Genomic DNA, 21,172 nt, shown 5'->3' on the forward strand with positions numbered 1-21,172 from the left:
CTACACCCGAGAGAAGTAGTCGAACCGAACAGCGTGTGGATTCGGTCGATACCGGGCGTCAAGCTCCCCAGCGAGATACTCCTGCCCCTGCGACGTGATTTCGTAAACTTGGTGCTCCCGACTGAGGGGTGCAATCAGGCCCGCGTAGGTGAGTACCTTGCACCGTTCTCGAACGCGGCTCGGTTTGGCGTTGAAGCTGCACTCCTTCGACATTAGCCCCGGACTCGACAGTCCCTTGGAGTCCAGATACTCGAGGATACGTTCGTCAAGCATGACCATCCAGTGCGCCGGCAGCCGCTCGTTCATCCGTTAGTCCTCTCCCGCCCGCCAGCAGTCGGCCCGCTATTCTCACCGGCGTCCATGTATGCGCCGGCCTCCGCATCGTATTCTTCATCGAGATACGCCTTGCCCTCCTCGGTGATCACGTAGACACCGTTGCCGAGGTCTCGTAGGAGCCCGTGTTCCGCGAGTTTCTGGCAGCGACGCGAGACGGACGATGCTGAGATACGAACGCTATCACGGTCTGCGAGATCTCCAACACGACCCCCTTCTTCCGCTCGGATGATTTCGAGGATTCTATCGTCCCAGATAGTCATCCACGTCCCAGATTGCCTCATTACCACCCACTTGAACATCTTCGAACCTATTGTTAAGCAAATATCCGTTTGTACTTCAATGGCCCGCATCCAGCCTACCGTTACGTTTATGCAATATCCGCCCAGATGTTGGAGTGCGAAGCCACTGACTCGGTTGAAGATGACTCTGTTGGACGGTGAAGACGGGGCGCGCTGGTACGCGCCCCGATAAGGTGGCTCCGATTCAGGCCAATGAATTCGAGAGCCAATACGGGGACTACGCCCCGCATAGAGAGTGACGTACCGACCGCCGAAAACACTAACGACACCCGCTTAGCCGGTAGTCTCGCGGGAAGCGACGAGCCCGACAGCGAGTCGTGCTACTTCTGCGGCGCACCCGCCGAGGGCCACGCCGCCCTCTACAGCACCGACGCCGTCCGCGAGCACGTCGGCAGCGTCGGCCAGCCGCCGGCCCGGAGCGAACCGGTCTGCCGCGACTGTGGTGAGCGACTGAACGCGCATCGCCGGGGTGACGACTAGTGAGCGACGCCGAGCTGCGCTACGTCGTCGACCACCGTAACCCGGACCTGTTCAGACTACGCTGCCCGAGCTGCGGGCAGACCACCGAGCGACAGTCACGACCCGGCGAAAACACGCGCATCTGCTCGCCGTGCAACCGCCTGAAGGGCGTCACGCCCCTGCTAGATCTGCGGAACAACGACACGCCGCTCGACCTCGAGGGCCGCACGGTCGTCGCCGACGGCGGCGTGCAGATGCCGCAGGCGCACGTCGCTGCATCGCTGTTCGATGATGCTGCTGTCGCACTCCGCGACGGTGAGGTGGACAATGCCCTGGAGTACGTCGACGACGGGCTGACTGCCATCCAGTCGGGTATGAGCCCACCGGACGTCGAGGTTGCGCCGGCAGAGGTTCACGCCGACCCGGACGAGTACGACGGCCCGACGTTCCTCTGCTCGGACTGTGAGGAGCTCCGGCCCATCGCGCTGGCGACGTTCCGCCGCATCAACGCCCACGGTGTCTGTCTGCCGTTCTGCCCCGAGTGTGCCGAAAGCGACGGAGGTGACGGCGAGTGAGCCGACCCGAGAACCTGTCACCCCGACAGGCCCGCGACCGCTTCCTAGACGACGTGTCGCACAACCGTACCGAGCGGACCATCGAGTCGTACCGCTACCGGCTCAGGCAGTTCGTGCTCTACTGCGAGGAGAACCAGATAGAGTCGGTCAGGGAGATCGACGGCTGGGTGCTCGACGAGTACAAGCGCACCCTGAGCGACAACGCGCCAGCGACGATCAAGGGCAAGATGATGGCGGTGAAGCAGCTCGTCGACTACCTTGCCCGCATCGAGGCGGTCGACTCGGAGCTGCCTGACAAGGTCGACATCCCCTACCCGTCGAAGGACGACCGGGTGAACAAGCAGAAGCTCGACCCCGAGGAGGCCATCCTGCTCATCGAGAACTACCGCGACGACATGGCCCTGTACGGGACCGTCGAACACGCGCTGCTGGAGATCCTCTGGTTCACGGGGGCACGGATGGGCAGCGTTCAGGCACTCGACCTCGGCGATTTCAACGCCGAGGATGGAGTGCTCTGGTTCCGGCACAGACCGGACTCAGGAACGCGGCTGAAAAACGGGAGCGACGGCGAGCGGCCGGTCGGCATCCCCGACGAGACCGTTTCCGTGTTGCAGGCGTGGATACGCCGCGACCGACCGGACACCCGCGATGACCACGGGCGGAATCCGCTGCTGGCCTGCCGGCAGGGGCGGCCGTCGACGTCGACGGTCCGGAACTGGTGCTACATGGGCACCCAGCCCTGCCTGCGGAAGCTCTGTCCACACGGGCAGGAGCGCAAGGCCTGCGAGTACACGAAGCGGAACTACGCGAGCCAGTGCCCATCGTCACGATCTCCGCACCAGGTGCGGACCGGGTCGGTGACGTGGCAGCTGAACCGCGGCATCGACATCGAGGACGTGGCCGACCGGGTGAACGCGACGCCCGCGGTCATCCGCGAGCACTACGACGTGGCGACCGGCGTCGAGAAGCTGGAGGAACGGCGCGAGAAGTACCAGGACACATTAAGTTTGGAGGATGACAAATGACGGCTTATAAAGGGGGTCGAGTAAATCGGCCATCTGAATGGGGTAACGTATGCGAAACCGGGCGGAGAGCGAGCCCCTCCGTCCCCATACCATCCTTAAAGGACTCGTCGACCTTCAGACACTTCTACCTGCTACGCGTCGACAACGAGCCCATCGACCCCGCTCGAATCCCCCCGGAACGAGACGCTCGCTCACGGCTACAATCGTCTCTGTCAGGCCGCCAACGGACAGGGGGTCGTCCGCACCGCCAAGAAAGCCTGCACGAACGGCCGCAGAACTTCTGCAATGAGGAAGCAGAGGCGCTGGTGCTCCGGCCGCTCGACCGGCGTGGCTACATCACGCTCCAGTCGAACGTCTACGGCGACAGCGCGTGGCGCATCGTCGGCTGGCGGAACGCCGAGGTGGTCAACCGATGACGAGTGAAACCGCTACGTGTGGGAACGGTACGGAACGGAAAAGGATGGATCGGCTGTGAACAGCCAATCCATAGCCACGACACGGTTGGGGGGAGTGGTGGGTGGGAGATTGGTGAGTAATCCGCTCACCGTCGTTCGGGGGGAGTCAAATCTCCCATCTCGAAGATGGGTGGGGAAACGCATCAACCCCTACACTCACCCATTTAATAATTCGTTATGAGGCCAGTGACAGAGCACCCATTCGACCGGATTCCGTAGACACGGAGAACCGATATGTACACACGGGAATAGAACACGGCGAGTCGCTCGCGACACGCTGTCCGCTTCTTCTCGCTCGTCGTCGACGGCTTGCTCGGACTCGACCGGAATCTTCGAGAACACGGGCCGGCCGAACCCTCACAGCCGCGTCCTCGCGGTCGACCTGGAGCAGGTTGCGGACTGCCAACGGGTCGAACGCGCCTCCAAAATTCGTTGCCATAGCTGCACCCCAAACTGGCGACTCCGCTGCCAGAACTCCCCGACGACGGATACCCACCCACACCCACAGTCTGCCCGGTAAACGGCGTCAGATCACAGCAGACTGTAGATCTATGTCCGTCACCGGGTTTGATTCTTCGGCCAACTCGGGAAATACCGGGGCAACACTATTGTCTTCCCTGCTGGAACAATAGAAGAAGATTACTCCATGCTCGGTCCCAGTCTGCGACGAGGTATCGCCATCCTCTGTCTGTTCCTCCTCACCTCGATGGCCACCATCATCATCCTCGTCGACTCTACCTCCGAATTGACCACGGTTCCTGCACTCAGCGGCCTGCTTCACCCCCTTGGAATCTTCCTCTTGGCCCTGTTCTACGTCCTCAAATACGTCCGAGACCCACATGCGTCGGAACTCTTCAGGACAGCCGCACTCGGTGCGCTCGTGTTCGGGTCCTTCTTTCTGCTCAGTAGCATGCTCATCATCTGGGGGCAGCAAACGCAGGGCGTCCAGCTTGCCACACCGGGAATCGTCATCCTCACATCCGCGACAGGTGGCGGACTGATCGGACTGGTAGTCGGCCATCTGTACGGCCGGGGGAACATCCATCGCCGGGAAGAGCAAGCCCAACGACAACGGTTAGAAGTGCTGAACCGGGTCCTGCGCCACAACATCCGGAACGAACTCAACATCGCACAGGGCAACTTGGAACTTCTCTCCGACGAGTTCCAAGAAATGGGCCGGGACGAGTTCTCGACCGTGATCGAGGCGCTCGACCGTCTCGAAACGACCGCAGAACTCGCCAGAAACGCACAGGAGAACATCGATGCGGGGAGGATTGGCGAGCGAGATCTCACCAAGGATCTTCAGGAGGCCGTCGCTCAAGTCCGCGAAGCGACCCCAGACGGGCGTGTCACCCTGGACGTCGCCGAATCAGAGCTCAGCATCGTGGCGATCGACGGAGTTACCGAAGCACTCACCGAACTCATCGAGAACGCCTGTAAGCACGGCGGCGGGGACGTAGAAGTGAGCCTCTACCGGACCGCCGACTGCGGCGTGGTCGAAATCACGGACCAGGGTCCGGGCATCCCCGCACATGAACTCGAGGCCATCGAGTCTGGCGAGGAAACGCAACTTACCCACGCCAGCGGCCTCGGTCTCTGGTTCTCGAACTGGATCGTCGAGAAATCTAACGGGGCTCTCGAGTTCGCAACCGACGATGGGACGACGGTGACCCTGTCGTTCAAACTCGCAGCGGAATCCAATCAGAGGCCGTACACTCGGAGGGAAGACGGAACGCCGATGATGGGGTAGAACACCCCCATCGCTACGAGAGCAGTCCTGTACCCCCACGCGCTCGGAGGCCACCGTACTCGTCATCCCACGACGCCAGGATGATTCCGAGCGCTGCTGGCCGGGGAGGACGATACCCGGGACGATCCGCCGGTTCGTCCATCGCTTCGTTCCAGCGGTCGGCTCTCTCACTCCGGAGCGTGATGTCGACTTCGCTCATGGCCTGGAACGGGTGCTTGATGCGCTTCCGCTCACTTCCGCAGTGCGTACTCTGTCTCTCGAAGTCCCGTGAATCCAGCCGCTCGGTCGTCTCGTCGTCGGTGTAGACCCACTCGCTCCCGACCGTGTGGCCCTCGTCGTCGGTGAACCGGCGGAGCCCCAGTGGCTCCCCGTCGACGCGCAGTTCATCCGGCAGGTACGAGAGTCGGTCTTCGTCCCTCGGATGTACCTTCTCGGCGGCCTCTCCTCCGTCCTCGTTCATTCAGAACCGAACCCAGTGGCGATGCGAACGTCAGCTGGGCGTCGTCGTAGCTCCGACGAATGGTGTCCGGGGTCGGGGCCCCGGACTCTAGTCCGTTTCAGACGACCTGTCCACGGATCTCTCCTGCCGGGTTCGCCGCGGTGTGGACGTTCACGTAGGTGTGGTCGCCACGCAGCGCAGTCAGCACGTCGTCGAGTGATTCCCAGCCACAGCCGTTCTCGTCGTCGGGTTCGGTGATAGTTCCCTCGGCCAGCGTGCCGTCGGAGCTCTCCGGCCCGCCCTCGAAGAGGGTCACACCGACCGGCCCGTTCGCGTCGTGTGGGGCGCAGTGGATGTGGGCGGCGACGACGTCCTCGATGTTCTCGACGGTGACCTCGTAGTCGAGCTCGTCGCCGTTCCCGTTCAGCTCGAACGTCGCCTCGCCGGTGGCGTCGGTGTCGACGGGTGGAACCTCGTTGCTGCCACGAAGCGTCGCACCGAACTCCGCCTGGAGCCCCTCGAGCCGTTCGACCTGGACCATCGCGGCGGGTTCGCGCCAGCCGTACACCGCGGGGTCGAGGTCGCCGTCACCCTGGATTCCGGGATGGGGTCTGATGACGTCGTTCTCGGTCAGTTCCGGGTCGCTCTCGGTGGTCCCCTCCGGCTCGCCGCCGACGATGAGCGTCTTCGCGGGTGGGACGAGGTCCTCGAACAGTTCGGTGTTGCGCTCGGTGCCGACGTCGTAGCCGTTGGCGTAGTACGTCCGTGACTCGTTGACTGCCTCGGGGAGTGGGACGGTGTCGAGGCCGGTGATGCCGTCGTTGGTCGCGATGAGCATGCTCGCGAACGTGAGGTACGCCCCGCTGGCGTCGGTCGTGAGGTGGACGGTGTCGTAGTAGGGGAGCCCCGTCTCCCCGGGGTCGTCCTCGGGGACGAGTGGGCTACCGCCGACGGCCGCGTCGCGGATGCTGTTGGTGCTGTCAGCGAGGTCGACGAGCGGGCCGAGGTTGCCGTTCTCGGCGAGCGCTTGCGTCGGTTCGTTGGCCTGGTCACCGACGGCGAACACCTCCACGTCGGGCCGGTGGGCCGCCACGAGTGGCGGTGTGAACGGCTGACCGGGCGTGAGATTGCTCACGGTGACGCGGTAGGTACGGGCCGGCTGGTTCCCGCCGCCCTGGGCCCCCGTGAGCGAGATGCCACCGAGGGCGAGGCCACCGAGCGTCGCCCCGGCGGCGGTCAGCGCCGTTCGCCGGTTCATCGAGAGACCGCTGTCGTCGGTGGTCATCTGTCGGTTCCTCCCGTCCGTTTCGGGTGCTGTCTGGGTGTCATAGTTGGGTCCGCGGAGGGGCCTGGACCGTGCAGGATGCTGGACCGTTCAGGATGGCGGATGGAGCGTATGGCGGGCCAGTGCTTTGTTATAGAGGACGGTCAGCGACATCGGCATGTCATACAGATGTATTGGTTCGGAAAATACCAGATTTCGGGGCCGGTGGCCGGAGGGGCACTGCGTGCGAAGAACCGGTGGACGCTCGTCTGGCCGAGTCAGTAACAGTCCCTTTGCGGACGGTCCGTCACGGACCGCGCGACGGCGACCGTGGTCCCGCGTCAGCCCGACCCCGGCATCGGACAGAGACTCGCCGTGAACACGGCCCGCTCGTCAGTGTCGTTGCGTGCGCCGTGGACGACGCCGCGGTCGTGCTGGACGACGCCCGGAGCTTCGACGAGGGCCTCCTCGTCGCCGCGAATCACGACGACCGTGCCCTCCAGCACGTGGAAGACGTTGGTCGAGTCGCCGTGCTCGTGCGGCGTCAGCTCCGCACCCGGACCGAGCGCGAACGCCTTCACGAGTACGTCGTCGGTCACGACGACCTCCGCGTCGAGGACCTCGCCGTCGTCGGGGTCGAGCTGTGGATAGCTGTCCATGGAGAGTGGGTCGACAGGTGGCTGCAAAACGTTTCTGCCGGTTTCGACCGTCGCGGACGGACCTCTAGCTACTGAACGTCTACAGACATGACGACGCCCGGCTTCGGGATGGCATGGGTCCGACGACACGACGACGGATGCTGGCGCTGGCAGGTCTCACCACGGCGACGGGCCTCGCGGGCTGCCTCGGTGGTGGCGTTCGAGGTGGTCGGGGGATCAAGTTCGACGGTGAGACCGTCCGACTGGTGGGCCTGCCCGACGCTCAGATCCCATCGTACCGGTTCTGGCTCCCCCACGGGACGGGCCCGCGGAGCTACTACCGGGCGGAGCTCGACGCGCTCACCTCCATCCTCCGGCCGGGCGAGGAGGATCCGAACCGGACACGCTGCGTCGAGGAGACGGTGGCTGCCGTCGAGACCATCGTGGACAGTCTCGGACCCGATCCGGAGACGACCATCGACGAGGTCAGAGAGAAGATCAGGCCGACTCGCCGTCCTCGGCGGGCGGGTCGGGGCGGATGGGTGGCAGGCTCGGGTCGCGGTAGGGCGAGCGGCCGAACACCGCGTCCGCGAGGTCCTGCTCCGCGAGCTGGTCGCGGAGCGTGCGGGTGAGCCGGTTCACGGCGGTCACGTCGAGGCCGTGTTCGTCCATCAGCAGACGGAACTGGCCGTCGTCGGTGAGCGATTCGAACTGCTCGGACAGGTCGGCGAGCTCCTCGGGCGAGCGCGCTTTCACCCAGTCGTCGTCGTGGAGGCCGAGGCGTCGTTTCCGTTCCTCGTCTACGACGTGGCGGATGACGACGAGGGCGACGCGCTGGATGGCGCGCTGGCTGCCGAACGCGGTAAGGTCGAGGTCGGCCATGATGCCGAGCGCGCGGTCGCGTTCCCAGGGCGTGAGCGCGAGGTTGTTGCAGAAGGCGTGGGTGATGCGGACCTTCTCCAGTCGGTGCATCCGCTCGCTGTGGCCGGCCATCGCGGGGTGTTGTTCGTCGTGGAGTCGGCGAAGGCTCTCGCTGACGTCCTCGTGGGCGTGTCGTGGCCGCCCGATGAGCGTCGCACTGGGCGTGACGACGTCCCACCGGCGGAAGCGTTCGTCCTTCACCGCGTCGACGCGGCCGAGCGAGCCGTCGCCGGGGCCGGCGTGTACGTCGCGTGGGTCGCGCCGCTCCGGTGGCTCGGGGGACCGAGGGTCGGCCGCCGGAGGGACTGCAGAGTCGGTCATTCGACTCCCCGTTGCTGCTCCAGCGTATAGAAAGGCGGGGCTCCGCGGTTGATATCTCGGCAGCCCCACTTCGCTCACTATGAACCCTTGTGACGAGAATGACTTAAAGGAATCCGCGAGGGTTCCGGGCTGGTCGCGGGTCACGGAGGGCTCGCCCGCTACCGCGAGTACAGCGAGTAGAGGATGCAGCTCAGCCCCGACAGCTGGGTCACGCGCACCAGTACGGTGTGGGCGTCCTGGTACGCGAGCGGGACGATCCCCTCACGGAGGAGGATGCTCCCGCCGAAGGAGATACTGTAGGTCACGGCCGTCAGCAGCAGCAGGCCGATGGAGAGCAGCTGCATCGGGCGGCTGTCGTGTCGGCGGAAGCCCCGGTAGGCCTGGTAGCCGATGAGCAGGCCGATGGCCGTGGACAGCGCTGCCAGTACCACAACCAGCGCCTGCACCGGGTCGCCGATGATGTCGAGCCCGAGCATGGTCAGAGTCTGTGCCACATGTCGGTGAACGTGTCCGCGACGTCCTGTTCGGTTCGCTGTAGTTCCATGTCGAATGTGCCCTCCGTGAGTTCGACCGAGAACCGCTCCAGCGTGGCGAGGTAGACGCTGTAGTGGTTGCCGTCGTCCTGGAGACGGGTCTCCTCGCGCAGCAGGCCACACTCCTGCAGGGACTCGGCCCGTCGGTACACCGTCGGAAGCGAGGCGTCGCACTCCTCGCTCAGCTCCTTGGCCGACTTCGGCCCCTCGCTGGTGGCTTCGAGGATCGCGCGGGCGTACTCGTCGTCGAGCAGCGCGACGACGTCCGAGAGCGCCGGGTCCTCGGTCACTGGCACCGGCTTCGCGTCCTCCGACGTAAAAACTGTCCGTCGTGTTCCGGGTCGGAAAACGCGGTCGGTCCCCGGGGTCCAGTCCCACGAATCGGGGCGTTTATCGGGGGCGGGTGCGGGGCTCTGAGTATGACGCTCGCGGCACGGACACGAGAGGCAGCGGCGGCGCACCCGTTCCTCGTCGACGCACTCCGCGCCGGCGTCGTCAACTACGCCGCGGCGGCGCGGTTCGTCGACGTCGAGGGCGAGACGGAGGCCGTCGCGACCGCACTCCGTCGGTACGCCGAGGCACTCCCCGACTACGCACCGTCGTCCCCGTCGGTCAGGGTGACGATGCAGCGCGGCCTCGGCCGGGTGGCCGACGACGGGGTCACGGCGGACGGCTCGCAGAACGAGCTACTCCTCCGCGTGAACGGCGTGGGCTACGGCCCGGCCGGGGACGGCGACCGGACGGCGGTGCTCGCGACCGGCGCTGTCGACGCGGCGTTCGCCGCGGCCGCGCTCGACCGTCTCGCGCTCGCGGACGTGTCCGTCCACGCGATGGGCTTCGACGGGGACGCGCTGGTCGCACTCGTCGGCCGGCGCGCCGGCGCGGACGCCATCCGGGCGGTCGAGGCGGCCGCCGGCTCGGTGCCCGACCGCCCGGCCGCCGATGCGTGAGGCCGGGGCGAGACGGCTCCGACGGTCGAGCGCGGCCGGACGGGCGACGACGAACCAGAATCCTCAAACGAATCGCGCGAGTTCGCACGGTAGACATGAACGAACCCGTCCGGAAGGGTGACGCGGCGGATATCGGACAGATCGCACTCGTCGGTCTGTTCGTGACGGCGCTGGCGACGGCACAGGTCACCGCGAGCAAGCTGCTCGCATTCGGTATCCCCATCTCGCTCCCGCACACCGGCGAGGCGCTGATCCTGCCGGGTGCGGCGCTGGCCTACGCGCTGACGTTCTTCGCGAGCGACTGCTACTCGGAGCTGTACGGGCGTCGCGCGGCGACCGCGATGGTCAACGTCGGTTTCGCGATGAACTTCGTCGTGCTCGTGCTCGTCTGGAGCACCATCGCTTCGCCCGTGGCCGGCAACAGCGCGGTCGCCGCCGACACGTTCGAGACGGTGCTCGGCGCGAGCACCAACATCGTCGTCGGCTCCTTGCTCGCGTACGTCGTGAGCCAGAACTGGGACGTCTACGTCTTCCACCGACTCCGTGAGGCGACGGACGGCGAGTCGTTGTGGCTCCGGAACATCCTCTCGACCGCCACGAGCCAGGCCATCGACACGGTCATCTTCGTCTCTGTCGCGTTCTACGTGGCTCCCAGAGCGTTCGGCGTGGGCGGCGATCTGCCGGTCTCGGTCATCTTCGCGCTCATCGTGGGACAGTACGTGTTCAAACTGCTCGTCGCCGTGGTCGACACCCCGTTCGTGTACGCGGTCGTGTCGCTCGTCGAGCAGTACGAGGCTGAACGGTCGGAGTAGACCGAGGCTACCTCGAGTTCGCCGTCGCTACCTGTCGTCGAAGACTGGACGCCGGCGATGGAACTCACTCGGGGGGTGGTAGTTCCAGGAAGGGGGGGTTGGGGGGAGTATGGGGGTGGCGACAGCACGTCGCTGCAATTCGCCAAGCTACCCTTGGATTGCAAGGTAGGTAACGTTTGACTCTAATCTGTAAGTGCCATTCGCATCCGACATCTAATCTATTAGAGTCGGGTCCGTCCGACACCACCGTCGACGATGACCGCATCAGGGGATGACAGGCAGCCGCTGTGGCCTTCCTGAAGGGTTAAGAGGATGCACCGAGCAGGGCCGAGCATGGACATCGAATCGTTCTTCGAGGAGATGCCGTTCGCCGACCTCCTGGGTGTCGAAGTGACGGAAGCTGCCGACGGACACGCCGAGGGGCGACTGGAGATGCGCGAGGAACTGTCCTGGAACGCGGACCAGCTGATGGCCCACGGCGGCGTGACGTTCACCCTCGCGGACACCGTGGGTGGAGCGGCGCTCGTCTCGCAGGTCGACCAGCCGGTCCCGACCATCGACATGCGTATCGACTACCTCGACGCCGGGACGGGTGACCTGTACGCGGAGGCCGACGTGGTCCGCTGTGGTGGTGACGTGGGCACCGTCGACGTCGACGTGTTCGCCGCGGAGGACGACACGCTGATCGCGGACGCCCGCGGCGTCTACAAGACGGGATAACCGAACGACGCTCGGCGGCCACGAGTCGCCAGTCCCGGTCCACTTCACTCCCGTCCCCCGACTGTCGGGGCGGCGGGAGATTGCCCGTCAGAGTAAAGCGTGTCCGAACCTGTTCTTCCACAGACCTGCCGCCATGGACTGGCAACCTACCGTCTACCTCGTCCCGTTCGTCTTCTCGATGCTCCTGTCGTTCGGGCTGTTCCTCTACGTCGTCGTCGGCCGGACGCACCTGCTCGACCGGCCGGTCGTCCGTATGTTCGTCGCCCTCACGTTCAGCATCGCTGTCTGGGCCGTCGGCGACGTGTTCCAGCTCCTCACGACCGACCTCGTCGCCAAGCGTGCCTGGCTGGCGGTCCAGTTCATCGGTGCGAGCGCCTCGACGCTGGGCCTGCTCGGGTTCGCGCTCGCGTACACGGACAACGACGAGTGGCTGACGCCGCGGGTGTTCGGTCTGCTGGCCGTCGAGATGGTCGTCGCACTCGGCCTCCTCGCGACGAGCCCGGGGTACCACCAGCTCTACGTAACCGCCGTGGACACGGCAGTGGACCCCGACACCGGGCTGGTGATGCTCGAACGGAGCCTCGGCCCGGCCGCGACGTTCCACGTCGTCTACTCGTACGCGCTCATCCTCGCCGCCCTCGCCCTGCTCCTGCGGGCCGCGGTTCGCTCCGAACAGTTCTTTCGCTCGCAGTCACTGGCCGTCATCGCCGCAATCGTCGTCCCGTTCGTCGTCAACGTGGGCTGGTTCGTCAGCCTCGGTTCGGGAGCGATCCTCGATTTCACCGTCCTCGGGTTCTCGTTCTCGGCCGTCGCGCTCTGGTACGCCATCTCGCGGTACTCGCTGCTCGCAGTCTCCCCCGTTGCACGCAAGACGGTCGTCGAGAACATGCAGGATGCGGTGGTCGTCGTCGACAGCGATGGCCGTATCGTCGACGCGAACCCGGCCGTCGAAGGACTCGGGATGGTGCGACCGACCGCACTGATCGGCGAGACCGCGGTCGAGGTGCTCCCGTCGTTCGCGCCGGTCCTCACGGGCGACGAGCCGGCCGACGAGCTGTCGGTCGAGACAGACGACGGGACGCGGCACTTCGCGGTCACCAAGCAGCCTCTCGAGTCGGCGTCGGCGGGGACTACGCTCCTCATCCTCAGGGACGTGACCGAACAACGTCGCATCGAGCAGCGCTACCAGCGGCTCATCGAGAACTCCTCGGACATGATAACCGTCCTCGGCGCGGACGGCCGCATCAAGTACGACAGTCCGGCTATCGAGGGACTGCTGGGCTACGACCAGGACGAGTGGGTCGGTCGCCGGGGGCGGGAGCGGCTCCACCCCGACGACCAGGACCGGTTGGTCGCGGAGTTCCAGCAGGCGCTCGACGAACGCGCCCACACCTCGCGCCACGAGTACCGGATCCGCCACGCCGACGGCTCCTGGCGGGTGTTCGAGTCGTTCGCGTCGAACCTGCTCCACGACCCCGTGGTCGAGGGCATCGTCCTCAACTCCCGAGACGTGACCGACCGAAAACGTCGCGAACGGGAACTGGAGCGGACGAACGAGCGGCTCGACGAGTTCGCGAGCGTGGTGAGCCACGACCTCCGGAACCCGCTGACCGTGGGCAACGGCTACCTGCAGGCCGCGAAGGAGGGCGATATGGCGGCACTGGAGGTCGTCGAGGAGACCCACGAGCGCATGGAGCGCATCGTCGACGACGCGCTCGAACTCGCGCGGCAGGGGGACACCGTCGAGCAGACCGACGCGGTCGAGCTGACCACCGTGGCGCGGCGTGCCTGGGCGACCGTCGAGACGGGCGACGCCGTGCTCCAGTTCGACGGTGAGGGCACCGTGTCGGCCGACCGGGACAGGCTCCGTCGGCTCTTCGAGAACCTGTTCCGGAACTGTGTCGAGCACGGGACGACCGACGAGGGCGCAGTGACCGTCACCGTCGGGTTCGAGCACGAAGAGGACGCGGACGATGCGACGGTCGCCCGTTTCTACGTCGCGGACGACGGGCTGGGGATTCCAGCCGACCAGCGAGAGCGGGTGTTCGAGTCCGGCGTCACGACCAACGACGAGGGGACCGGGTTCGGGCTCGCCATCGTCGAGAGCATCGCCCGGGCCCACGGCTGGTCGGTGACCGCCGAGGAGAGCGAGACGGGCGGTGCGCGGTTCACCGTCGAGCTGAGCGGGTCGACCGCTGGATGAGCCACCCGGCGGGTCGGTTACTCGAACACCTGCGCCATGAGCGCGGCCTGTCCGCGCCGGAGCCGTTCGAGGAACGCCGACTTCCCGATGCCCAGCTCCGCGGCGACATCGCCGGCGTCGGCGCGCCGCGGTACCTCGAAGTAGCCCATCTCGTTGGCGAGCCGTAGCGCCTCCTCCTGGGCCGGGGTGAACCCCCACCGGCGCGCGACGGCCTCGTCGTCCTCGCTCCCGAGCGGGTAGATGCGTTCGAGGGTGACGCCGACCGCCTCGCCCGCGGCCTCCAGGACGCCCTCGAGCACGTCGTACCCGACGACCGCGCCGGTGTAGGTCTCGATGCCGTCGTCGTAGCGGAGCGCCTCAGCCATGAACCCGGCGTCCGTCAGCTGGTGGACGACGCAGGGGTGCTTCGACAGACAGCGGTAGTTCACCCGGTCGTCCGTCGTCGAGGCGTGGAGGTACCGGATGCGTTCGTCGGCGTCGAGGACCGACGCGATGGCGGGGTCGCCGCTGAACTGGAGGAGCGCGTTCCCGTCGGCACGCCGCTGCGGGGGCTTCGCCTCCACGGCGGTGTCCGTCTCGCGTGTCGCTGTCGCGAGCGGGCAGTCGTCACCGGTCACGGCGAACTCGACGACGAGACACTCCTCGATCATGGGAATCCGTTCGCTGGGGCCACGTATGGGGCTGTCGGCGAACCGAACGTCTTGCCGAAATAGTATATAAACCCCACACATGAACGGGTTAAGCTGTTAGTCGTTGGGTCCCGAAATATGGGACGAACTATCATGGATATCGAGGAGGTCAAACAGCGGGCCGGACCGCGGGAGTTCAGTCCGAAGGACGACATGCCGGAGGAGTACCGGAAGGCGGCGACGCGGATGATCCAGTTCCACGCGAACTCGGAGATCATGGGCGCGTACCTGGAGAAGCCGTTCATCCGCCAGGCGCCGAGCCTCGACCGCAAGCTCGCGTTCAGCGCGAAGGTGCAGGACGAGATCGGGCACGGGCAGCTGCTCTACCGGGCCGCCGAGAGCCTGGGCATCAAGACCCGTGACGAGATGCTCGACGAGCTCGCCGAGGGCGAGGGGAAGTTCCTGAACTGCTTCCACTACCCGATGGACAGCTACGTCGAGACGCCGATGATCGCGTTCTTCGTCGACGGCGCGGCGATGCGTCGACAGGCCACACTCAAGTCCACCTCGTGGGAGCCGTACGCCCACGCGATGGACAAGGTCTGCTTCGAGGAGGGCTTCCACGTCAAGCACGGCGAGGCCATCCTCTACGAACTGATGACCGGCTCGAAGAAGGAACAGGAGATGACCCAGGAGGCGTTCGAGGAGTGGTGGCCGCGCATCATCCAGTTCTTCGGCCCCACCAACGACAAGTCGACCCACCACGGCTTCGCCAGCGAGGTCGGCCTGAAGCAGATGGGCAACGACGAGCTCCGGACCGCGTTCCTCAACGCCTACATCCCGAAGGCCGAGAAGTACGGCCTCGAGATCCCCGACGAGCCGCGCATCTCGAAGAACGACGACGGCACCTACGAGGTCGTCGAGGAGGACCTCGACTGGGACGAGTTCTTCACCATCGCGAAGAACGACTACGAGCCCGGCGTCGGCCAGATCGAGGGCCGGAAGGCGTCCCAGGACGCCGTCGAATGGGTCCGCGAATCGCTCGACAACCACGAGAACCGGCTCTACGGTTCCAGCCAGCCGCAGGCGGCAGACTGAGACCATGATCTGGGAAGTATTCCGACAGGAGAAGTCGGGCGACTACCACAAGCACTGTGGGAACGTCCACGCACCGGACCGGGAGATGGCGCTGCTGTTCGCCGAGATCCAGCACGGGCGACGCAAGCCGACGAACAGCCTCTGGGTCACCCCGCAGAAGGAGATCGGCGAGGTCGACACCGAGGACGCCGCGTTCGGGGGCACGACGGACAAGTCCTACCGGTGGGCCATGACCTACAACTTCGAGGCCGCGGCCTCGGAGGTCGAGGAGTCCGAGAGCGAGCAGGTCACCGCAGACCGCGAGCGCAAGGCCCAGATCGAGAAGGCGGGTGGTAACTGATGGCGGCCGTCGAGGAGCTCTCCGAGCCCGGGTCGCTGTCCGAGGAGGAGCGCGAGGCCGTCCGTCACCAGCTGTTCCGGCTGGCCGACGACGAGTTCGTGCTCGCCGAGCGCTACACCGAGTGGCAGGTCAAGGCTCCCACGCTGGAGTCCGACCTCGCGTTCTCGAACATCGCACAGGACGAGCTGGGCCACGCCCGGCTCTGGTACGACCTGCTGCAGGACTGGGGTGCCGAGGAGTCCGAGCTCATCTGGGAGCGCGACCCGTCGGAGTGGCGCCACTCCACGCTGGTCGAGCTCCCGTTCGAGGAGGGCGACTGGTCGGACCCCGTCCTCCGGTCGTACCTCTACGACGTGGCCGAGGACATCCAGCTCCGCGCGCTGCAGGACTCGACGTACCCGCGCATCCGCGACCGCGTCGGCAAGATCCTCGGCGAGGAGGACTACCACCGCGAGCACGCGGCGAGCTGGCTCGAACGGCTCTGCGAGGAGGACGAGAGCCGTGCCCGCGTGCAGGACGCCCTCGACCGGCTGTTCCCGCACGCGCTGACGCTGTTCGCGCCCACCGACGAGGCGGTCGAGGACCGCATCGACGAGCTCGGCATCCGCAGCGAGCCCCTCGTGACCATGCGCGAGGAGTGGCTCGACGAGGTCGTCCCGTTCCTCGAGTCGCTTGGCCTCAGCGTCGATGACGCCGAGCTTCCAGAGCAGTACGACGTCCACCACAGCCAGCTCGAGCTCCCCGAGCACACGGGGCGAGACCAGTCCCACACCGACGACTGGTTCGACCTGTACGACGAGTTCACGCGCTCGTACCGGGAGCTCGGGCGCACCAGCGCCGCGCGCATCATGAAGGACCCCGACGATGAGTAACGCCTACGACACGGACATCCCGGACTCTGTCGACCCCGTCGACGACGACTGTGTGGAGCCGGCCGGGGAGGCCTGTGTCTACACCGAGTACGTCGAGGGCGAGGCGTACGACGACGTGCCCGCGACCGGCGAGGGCGCAGAGGGCGTCGAGCGCGACGTCTGGGACACCCTCTACGGGATCGAGGACCCGGAGATGCCCGTCTCCATCGTCGACCTCGGGCTCATCTACGGCGTCAGCGTCGACGCCGACGACGGCGAGACCGTCGCCACGGTCGACATGACGCTGACGTACTCGGGCTGTCCCGCACGGGACATGCTCCAGGACCAGATGCGCGAGGCCGTCGAGGCCGTCGACGGCGTCGACCGCGCCGACCTGCGGCTGGTCTGGTCGCCCGAGTGGAACCTCGAACTGGTGACCGAGCAGGGCAAACAGGACCTCCGCGAGTTCGGACTGAGCATATGAGACGCGCAGACCCCTCCGTCACGACCAGCGGCGACCTGGAGGGAGCCGAGTGTCCGTACTGCGGCTCCGAGAACACCGTGCGCGACCACCCGAAGGGACCGTCGCTCTGCCGGTCGATGCACTACTGCAACGACTGCGAGCAGCCCTTCGAAAGGTTCGAATAGCCGTCCGTCTCCTCGTTTTCCGCCCACGAGCGACCGCGTCGACCGCCGGAGCTTTGGTCGTCCATGCTGACCCGGCAGGTATGGACGCGCAGCCGCTCGCGGAGCTCGCTGCCCCCGCCGCCGTGTTCGAGCGGATGCTCTCGCTCGCGGCGGTCGAGCCCCCGGGCAGCGACGAGCCGTACTACGACGAGATGCTGCTGCAGATCGACGAGTCGTCGCTCCGGACGCCTGCCGGGAGTGTGGACGCACCGCTGTCCGCGTACTGCACGGCCGAGGCGGACCTGCTCGACGCGGTCGACGGCGTCGAAGGGGGCCCGGTCACGGCGGTGTTCGACATCGTCGAGCTCCGCGACTGGATGGCCTGGGTGGACGACGGGGGCGAGGGCGTCTCGGTCCGGGTGGACGGCGACCCCGAAACCAGCGAAGCGTCGGCGCTCGTCGTCCGGAGCGGTGCGGCGACCGCCCGCGTGGACTGTGTCCGTGACTCGGGGCTGCTCGCGGACGTCCCGCGCGAGCTGCCTGGTCGGTTCACGGCAGACGAGCGGTTCCGCCTCGCCGACGGGACGCCCGCCCCGACGGTCGTCGAGACGGACGCCGACCAGCTCCGTCGGATCGCCAGCGGCGTCCGCACGGCGGGGACGGCGACGTTCCCGTTCGTCGTCGCGGACGGGGCGCTCCGGTTCGAGCTCGAAGAGGGTGGTCGGGCCAGGGCGAGTGCCGAGCTGGCGGGCGAGGTCAGCGGGCCGGATGTACACAACGAGTACGGCGGGGCGCTCGGGCGTGTCGCCGACGTGCTCACCGGTCCCGTGACGCTCCAGACCGGGCCGGACGCACCGCTGGCCGTCGTCAGCCGCCACTCCGGGTTCACGCTGCGCTACGTGCTGTCGCGGGTAGAATCGTGAGGCAGGTCAGTTCGGTCCCGCTACATCGAGTGTGTAGTCGGACCGGATCCACGCGTCCTCGTTCTCCGAGTCGAAGATCTCGACTCGGCCGTCGTCGGATTCGCGTGCTCTGAATCTCGTGTCGATAGCTGGGGGGCCGTCGGAACTCGTGTTGTTCGCGCTACTCATTGTCTGTGTCGGGCGTTGGCACCCGAATCGAGTATCAGAAGGAGATGGGTCTGCAGACATAAGCTTTCCGCCGTGACTGATTGGGAACATCGAACTATTTAATCACGTACCAGGGCCGCGCCGAGTCGGTGGCCTTTACTCGTCTGGCCGGCGAAGACGTGGCCATGACAGGAGACGGGTGGTTCGTCGGCACACAGCGCGACGACACCGCCACGGGGGCCGAACACGTCCGGGAGGGGCGTGCGGACGCGCCGGCCGACTGGCCCGCACGGGCGGTCGAAGCCGGCTTCGCACCCGACGAGGAGGCGTACTACGCGGCGCTACACGAGGCCTGCATCGCGGCGACGCGGGGCGAGGCGACCGAGGCCGAACGCGCGGGCGACCAGCAGCTCGTCCACGCCGTCCGGGCGATGGACGACTGCACGCGGACGGCCAACGAGCTGGCCGAGCGCCTGAGCGAGTGGGCCGGCGCGCTCTTCGACGAGGAGGGCGGCGGCATCGCGTTCGCCCGCGAGGTCGCCGACCGGGAGCCGACGACGCCCGACGAGGAGCGTGCAGTCTCGCTGGCCGACCGCGTGGTCGGCCTCGTCGACGAGGCAGACGAGCTGGAGGCCTACGTCGAGAGCCGCGCACCGACGGTCGCGCCGAACCTCGCCGCGATGGCCGGGCCGGTGCTCGCAGCGCGGCTCATCGCGCTCGCGGGCGGACTGGAGCCGCTGGCGAAGAAGCCCAGCGGGACCGTGCAGGTGCTCGGCGCGGAGGACGCGCTGTTCGCACACCTCCGCGGACACGCCAGTTCGCCGAAGCACGGCGTCATCTACACCCACGAGTACGTCCGCGGGACCCGGCCCGAGGACCGCGGCTCGGCGTCCCGTGCGCTCGCCGGGAAGCTGACCATCGCGGCCCGTGTGGACCACTACTCCGGCGAGCGCAAGCCCGAACTCGACGAGGAACTGGACGAGCGCATGGCGACCATCCGTGCGCGAGCCGAGGACGACGCATCGGCGGCGGAGGACGACACATGAGCGACGACAGCCACCTTCCCGACGGTGTCGAGCCCCGGACGTTCGACGGCGACCAGCGGCTCGCCACCCGCGGGGAACCGGTGTACGGCGAGCCCGTGCAGGACGGCTGGCGGGCGTGGGACCCGGGTCGCTCGAAGCTGGGGGCGATGCTCGGCCGCGGCATCGAGACCGGGTTCGAGGGCGGCGACACCGTGCTCTACCTCGGCGCGGCGAGCGGGACGACGGTGAGCCACGTCGCTGACTTCGCTGGCCCGACGTACGCCGTCGAGTTCGCGCCCCGTCCGACACGGGACCTCGTCCGGGTCGCCGAGGACCGCGCGAACCTGTTCCCGTTGCTGAAGGACGCACGCAGGCCGGAGACGTACGCCCACGTCGTCGAGTCGGAGGTCGACGTGCTGTTCCAGGACGTGGCGACCCGCGGACAGGGCGACGTGGCGTGTCGGAACCGGCAGTTCCTCGCGGACGACGGCTGGCTCGTCGCGACCATCAAGGCCCGCAGCGAGGACGTGACCGGGCCGACCGAGGTGACGTTCGGGCACGTCGTCGAGACCATCGAGGCGGAGTACGAGGTCGTCACCACGGAGCGGATGGACCCGCTCCACGAGGACCACCTGGCGGTCGTCGCGCGTCCGCGGTGAAGATACCCGACTCCGCACGCCTTTTTAGGCACCCACTCGAAGGAGCGTCCGATGGAGCGAGGGTCACCCGAGGCGTTCGCCGAGCAGGGAACGCTCGGGGTCGAGGAGGAGTTCTTCGTCGTCGACGAGGCCGGCCACCCGGTCTCGGGCAGTGACGAGCTGGTCTACGAGGGCGAGCCCCCAGAGCTGCTGGCCGACCGACTGGACCACGAGCTGTTCAAGACCGTCATCGAGACGCAGACGCCGAAGTCCGAGGGACTGGCGGAGGCCACGGAGAACGTCCACGCCGTGCGAGAGGCGCTGGTCGAGTACGCCACCGAGTACGACTTCCGGGTCGCGGCGGCGGGGCTGCACCCGGCCGCACGGTGGCGCGAGCTCGAACACGCCGAGAAGGAGCGCTACCGCGCCCAGCTCGAGCGCATCCAGTACCCACAGCACCGGAACACCACCGCCGGGCTGCACGTCCACGTCGGCGTGGACGACCCCGACAAGGCGGTCTGGGTGGCGAACCGGATGCGCTGGCACCTTCCGGTGATGCTCGCGCTCTCGGCGAACTCGCCGTTCTGGAACGGCTACGACACCGGCCTCGCCTCGGCGCGGGCGAAGATATTCGAGGGGCTCCCCAACACGGGGATGCCGACCGCCTTCGCGGACTACGACGAGTTCGAGCGCTTCGAGAACCGGATGATAGACAGCGGCTCGATAAACGACCGAGGCGAGCTCTGGCACGACGTGCGGCCGCACTCCGGCCATGGCACCGTCGAGGTGCGAGCGCCGGACGCACAGGCCGACCCGGCAGTCGTCCTCGCGTTCGTCGAGTACACGAAGGCGCTCGTGACCGACCTCTCCGAGCGGTACGAGGACCTGGCGGACCCCGCCGGCACCGACGGCTGCATGCGCCGCGAGGTGCTCGACGAGAACAAGTGGCGGGCGCTCCGGTACGGCCACGACGCCTCGTTCGTCGAGCGCGAGGGCTCGCGCACGGTCGGCCTCGGCGAGGTCGTCGACAGGGAGTGCGACCGGCTCGGCGTCACCGGAATCCGCGACGTGTACGAGGCCGACAGCGGGGCGACACGGCAGCGGCGCATCCTCGAGTCCGATGGCCTCGACGCCCTCTGTCGGGACCTCCTGCTGTGAGCAATGGGTTTTTACCACTCCGAGGCTTGTGTCCTC

The 21,172-nt window shown here is 66.9% G+C and carries 26 protein-coding genes; 16 read left to right on the forward strand and 10 right to left on the reverse strand.

The window, feature by feature from the left end; all coding sequences use genetic code 11:
* The 3 genes from NOW55_RS04720 to NOW55_RS04730 form a co-directional block, all read right to left on the reverse strand.
* Window positions 1–306, reverse strand: a complete 306-nt coding sequence (locus NOW55_RS04720; protein ID WP_256398925.1) for a winged helix-turn-helix domain-containing protein — start codon at window positions 304–306, stop codon at window positions 1–3.
* A complete protein-coding gene (locus tag NOW55_RS04725; protein ID WP_368407737.1) occupies window positions 303–617 on the reverse strand; it encodes a winged helix-turn-helix domain-containing protein in 315 nt (104 codons plus the stop codon). The genes NOW55_RS04720 and NOW55_RS04725 overlap by 4 nt, the downstream gene beginning before the upstream one ends.
* Window positions 618–908: 291 nt before the next feature.
* On the reverse strand, window positions 909–1,097 hold the full coding sequence (locus NOW55_RS04730; protein ID WP_256398927.1) for a hypothetical protein: 189 nt from the start codon (window positions 1,095–1,097) through the stop codon (window positions 909–911).
* Window positions 1,098–1,114: 17 nt separating this feature from the next.
* On the opposite strand from NOW55_RS04730, the gene NOW55_RS04735 reads away from it, so the two are divergent.
* The 3 genes from NOW55_RS04735 to NOW55_RS04745 all read left to right on the forward strand — a co-directional run bounded on the left by NOW55_RS04735 (window position 1,115) and on the right by NOW55_RS04745 (window position 4,899).
* The gene (locus NOW55_RS04735; RefSeq protein ID WP_256398928.1) at window positions 1,115–1,669 is read left to right on the forward strand and encodes a hypothetical protein; all 555 of its coding nucleotides are present in this window, start codon (window positions 1,115–1,117) and stop codon (window positions 1,667–1,669) included.
* Window positions 1,666–2,694: a tyrosine-type recombinase/integrase gene (locus NOW55_RS04740; protein ID WP_256398929.1), complete on the forward strand. Its 1,029-nt coding sequence runs from the start codon at window positions 1,666–1,668 to the stop codon at window positions 2,692–2,694. The genes NOW55_RS04735 and NOW55_RS04740 overlap by 4 nt, the downstream gene beginning before the upstream one ends.
* 1,161 nt (window positions 2,695–3,855) lie before the next feature.
* Entirely contained in the window at window positions 3,856–4,899 is a 1,044-nt protein-coding gene (locus tag NOW55_RS04745; RefSeq protein ID WP_256398930.1) for a sensor histidine kinase, read from the forward strand.
* 13 nt (window positions 4,900–4,912) lie between these two features.
* Here NOW55_RS04745 and NOW55_RS04750 read toward each other — a convergent pair whose 3' ends face one another.
* From NOW55_RS04750 to NOW55_RS04775, 6 genes are all read right to left on the reverse strand, one after another.
* A complete protein-coding gene (locus NOW55_RS04750) occupies window positions 4,913–5,359 on the reverse strand; it encodes a hypothetical protein (RefSeq protein WP_256398931.1) in 447 nt (148 codons plus the stop codon).
* Between the two features lie 97 nt (window positions 5,360–5,456).
* Entirely contained in the window at window positions 5,457–6,623 is a 1,167-nt protein-coding gene (locus tag NOW55_RS04755) for a spondin domain-containing protein (RefSeq protein WP_256398932.1), read from the reverse strand.
* A 320-nt stretch (window positions 6,624–6,943) separates the two neighbouring features.
* A complete protein-coding gene (locus NOW55_RS04760; protein WP_256398933.1) occupies window positions 6,944–7,261 on the reverse strand; it encodes a cupin domain-containing protein in 318 nt (105 codons plus the stop codon).
* Window positions 7,262–7,738: 477 nt separating this feature from the next.
* On the reverse strand, window positions 7,739–8,482 hold the full coding sequence (locus NOW55_RS04765) for a DNA-directed RNA polymerase subunit epsilon (RefSeq protein ID WP_256398934.1): 744 nt from the start codon (window positions 8,480–8,482) through the stop codon (window positions 7,739–7,741).
* 158 nt (window positions 8,483–8,640) lie between these two features.
* Window positions 8,641–8,958 carry a DUF7521 family protein gene (locus NOW55_RS04770; protein WP_256398935.1) on the reverse strand — a complete coding sequence of 106 codons (318 nt, stop codon included), beginning with the start codon at window positions 8,956–8,958 and terminating at the stop codon, window positions 8,641–8,643.
* A 2-nt stretch (window positions 8,959–8,960) separates the two neighbouring features.
* Entirely contained in the window at window positions 8,961–9,305 is a 345-nt protein-coding gene (locus NOW55_RS04775) for an ArsR/SmtB family transcription factor (protein ID WP_256398936.1), read from the reverse strand.
* A gap of 129 nt (window positions 9,306–9,434) precedes the next feature.
* Here NOW55_RS04775 and NOW55_RS04780 point away from each other — a divergent pair, with 129 nt between their 5' ends.
* The 4 genes from NOW55_RS04780 (at window position 9,435) to NOW55_RS04795 (ending at window position 13,700) form a co-directional block, all read left to right on the forward strand.
* Window positions 9,435–9,965: a DUF7523 family protein gene (locus NOW55_RS04780; protein ID WP_256398937.1), complete on the forward strand. Its 531-nt coding sequence runs from the start codon at window positions 9,435–9,437 to the stop codon at window positions 9,963–9,965.
* A 95-nt stretch (window positions 9,966–10,060) separates the two neighbouring features.
* Complete coding sequence (locus tag NOW55_RS04785; protein WP_256398938.1) at window positions 10,061–10,777, forward strand: queuosine precursor transporter; 717 nt, start codon at window positions 10,061–10,063, stop codon at window positions 10,775–10,777.
* 333 nt (window positions 10,778–11,110) lie between these two features.
* A complete protein-coding gene (locus NOW55_RS04790; protein ID WP_256398939.1) occupies window positions 11,111–11,497 on the forward strand; it encodes a PaaI family thioesterase in 387 nt (128 codons plus the stop codon).
* A gap of 133 nt (window positions 11,498–11,630) precedes the next feature.
* Window positions 11,631–13,700, forward strand: a complete 2,070-nt coding sequence (locus tag NOW55_RS04795) for a histidine kinase N-terminal 7TM domain-containing protein (protein WP_256398940.1) — start codon at window positions 11,631–11,633, stop codon at window positions 13,698–13,700.
* 17 nt (window positions 13,701–13,717) lie between these two features.
* On the opposite strand, the gene NOW55_RS04800 is transcribed toward NOW55_RS04795, so the two are convergent.
* A complete protein-coding gene (locus NOW55_RS04800; protein ID WP_256398941.1) occupies window positions 13,718–14,350 on the reverse strand; it encodes a helix-turn-helix domain-containing protein in 633 nt (210 codons plus the stop codon).
* A 132-nt stretch (window positions 14,351–14,482) separates the two neighbouring features.
* On the opposite strand from NOW55_RS04800, the gene paaA reads away from it, so the two are divergent.
* The 9 genes from paaA to NOW55_RS04845 all read left to right on the forward strand — a co-directional run bounded on the left by paaA (window position 14,483) and on the right by NOW55_RS04845 (window position 21,136).
* Entirely contained in the window at window positions 14,483–15,427 is a 945-nt protein-coding gene (gene paaA / locus NOW55_RS04805; protein ID WP_256399338.1) for a 1,2-phenylacetyl-CoA epoxidase subunit PaaA, read from the forward strand.
* Between the two features lie 4 nt (window positions 15,428–15,431).
* On the forward strand, window positions 15,432–15,767 hold the full coding sequence (gene paaB / locus NOW55_RS04810; protein WP_256398942.1) for a 1,2-phenylacetyl-CoA epoxidase subunit PaaB: 336 nt from the start codon (window positions 15,432–15,434) through the stop codon (window positions 15,765–15,767).
* Window positions 15,767–16,639, forward strand: a complete 873-nt coding sequence (gene paaC / locus NOW55_RS04815) for a 1,2-phenylacetyl-CoA epoxidase subunit PaaC (RefSeq protein WP_256398943.1) — start codon at window positions 15,767–15,769, stop codon at window positions 16,637–16,639. The genes paaB and paaC overlap by 1 nt, the downstream gene beginning before the upstream one ends.
* On the forward strand, window positions 16,632–17,102 hold the full coding sequence (gene paaD / locus NOW55_RS04820) for a 1,2-phenylacetyl-CoA epoxidase subunit PaaD (RefSeq protein WP_256398944.1): 471 nt from the start codon (window positions 16,632–16,634) through the stop codon (window positions 17,100–17,102). Before paaC ends, paaD begins: the two co-directional genes overlap by 8 nt.
* The gene (paaE, locus tag NOW55_RS04825; RefSeq protein WP_256398945.1) at window positions 17,099–17,266 is read left to right on the forward strand and encodes a 1,2-phenylacetyl-CoA epoxidase subunit PaaE; all 168 of its coding nucleotides are present in this window, start codon (window positions 17,099–17,101) and stop codon (window positions 17,264–17,266) included. The genes paaD and paaE overlap by 4 nt, the downstream gene beginning before the upstream one ends.
* A gap of 80 nt (window positions 17,267–17,346) precedes the next feature.
* Complete coding sequence (locus NOW55_RS04830) at window positions 17,347–18,168, forward strand: hypothetical protein (protein ID WP_256398946.1); 822 nt, start codon at window positions 17,347–17,349, stop codon at window positions 18,166–18,168.
* Window positions 18,169–18,500: 332 nt separating this feature from the next.
* Window positions 18,501–19,361: an NOP5/NOP56 family protein gene (locus NOW55_RS04835; RefSeq protein ID WP_256398947.1), complete on the forward strand. Its 861-nt coding sequence runs from the start codon at window positions 18,501–18,503 to the stop codon at window positions 19,359–19,361.
* Window positions 19,358–19,999: a fibrillarin-like rRNA/tRNA 2'-O-methyltransferase gene (locus NOW55_RS04840; protein WP_256398948.1), complete on the forward strand. Its 642-nt coding sequence runs from the start codon at window positions 19,358–19,360 to the stop codon at window positions 19,997–19,999. Before NOW55_RS04835 ends, NOW55_RS04840 begins: the two co-directional genes overlap by 4 nt.
* A 51-nt stretch (window positions 20,000–20,050) precedes the next feature.
* Window positions 20,051–21,136: a glutamate--cysteine ligase gene (locus tag NOW55_RS04845; RefSeq protein ID WP_256398949.1), complete on the forward strand. Its 1,086-nt coding sequence runs from the start codon at window positions 20,051–20,053 to the stop codon at window positions 21,134–21,136.
* The last annotated feature ends 36 nt before the right edge of the window (window positions 21,137–21,172 follow it).

The sequence above is a fragment of the Haloarchaeobius litoreus genome (genome assembly GCF_024495425.1).
Classification (GTDB): Archaea; Halobacteriota; Halobacteria; order Halobacteriales; family Natrialbaceae; genus Haloarchaeobius; species Haloarchaeobius litoreus.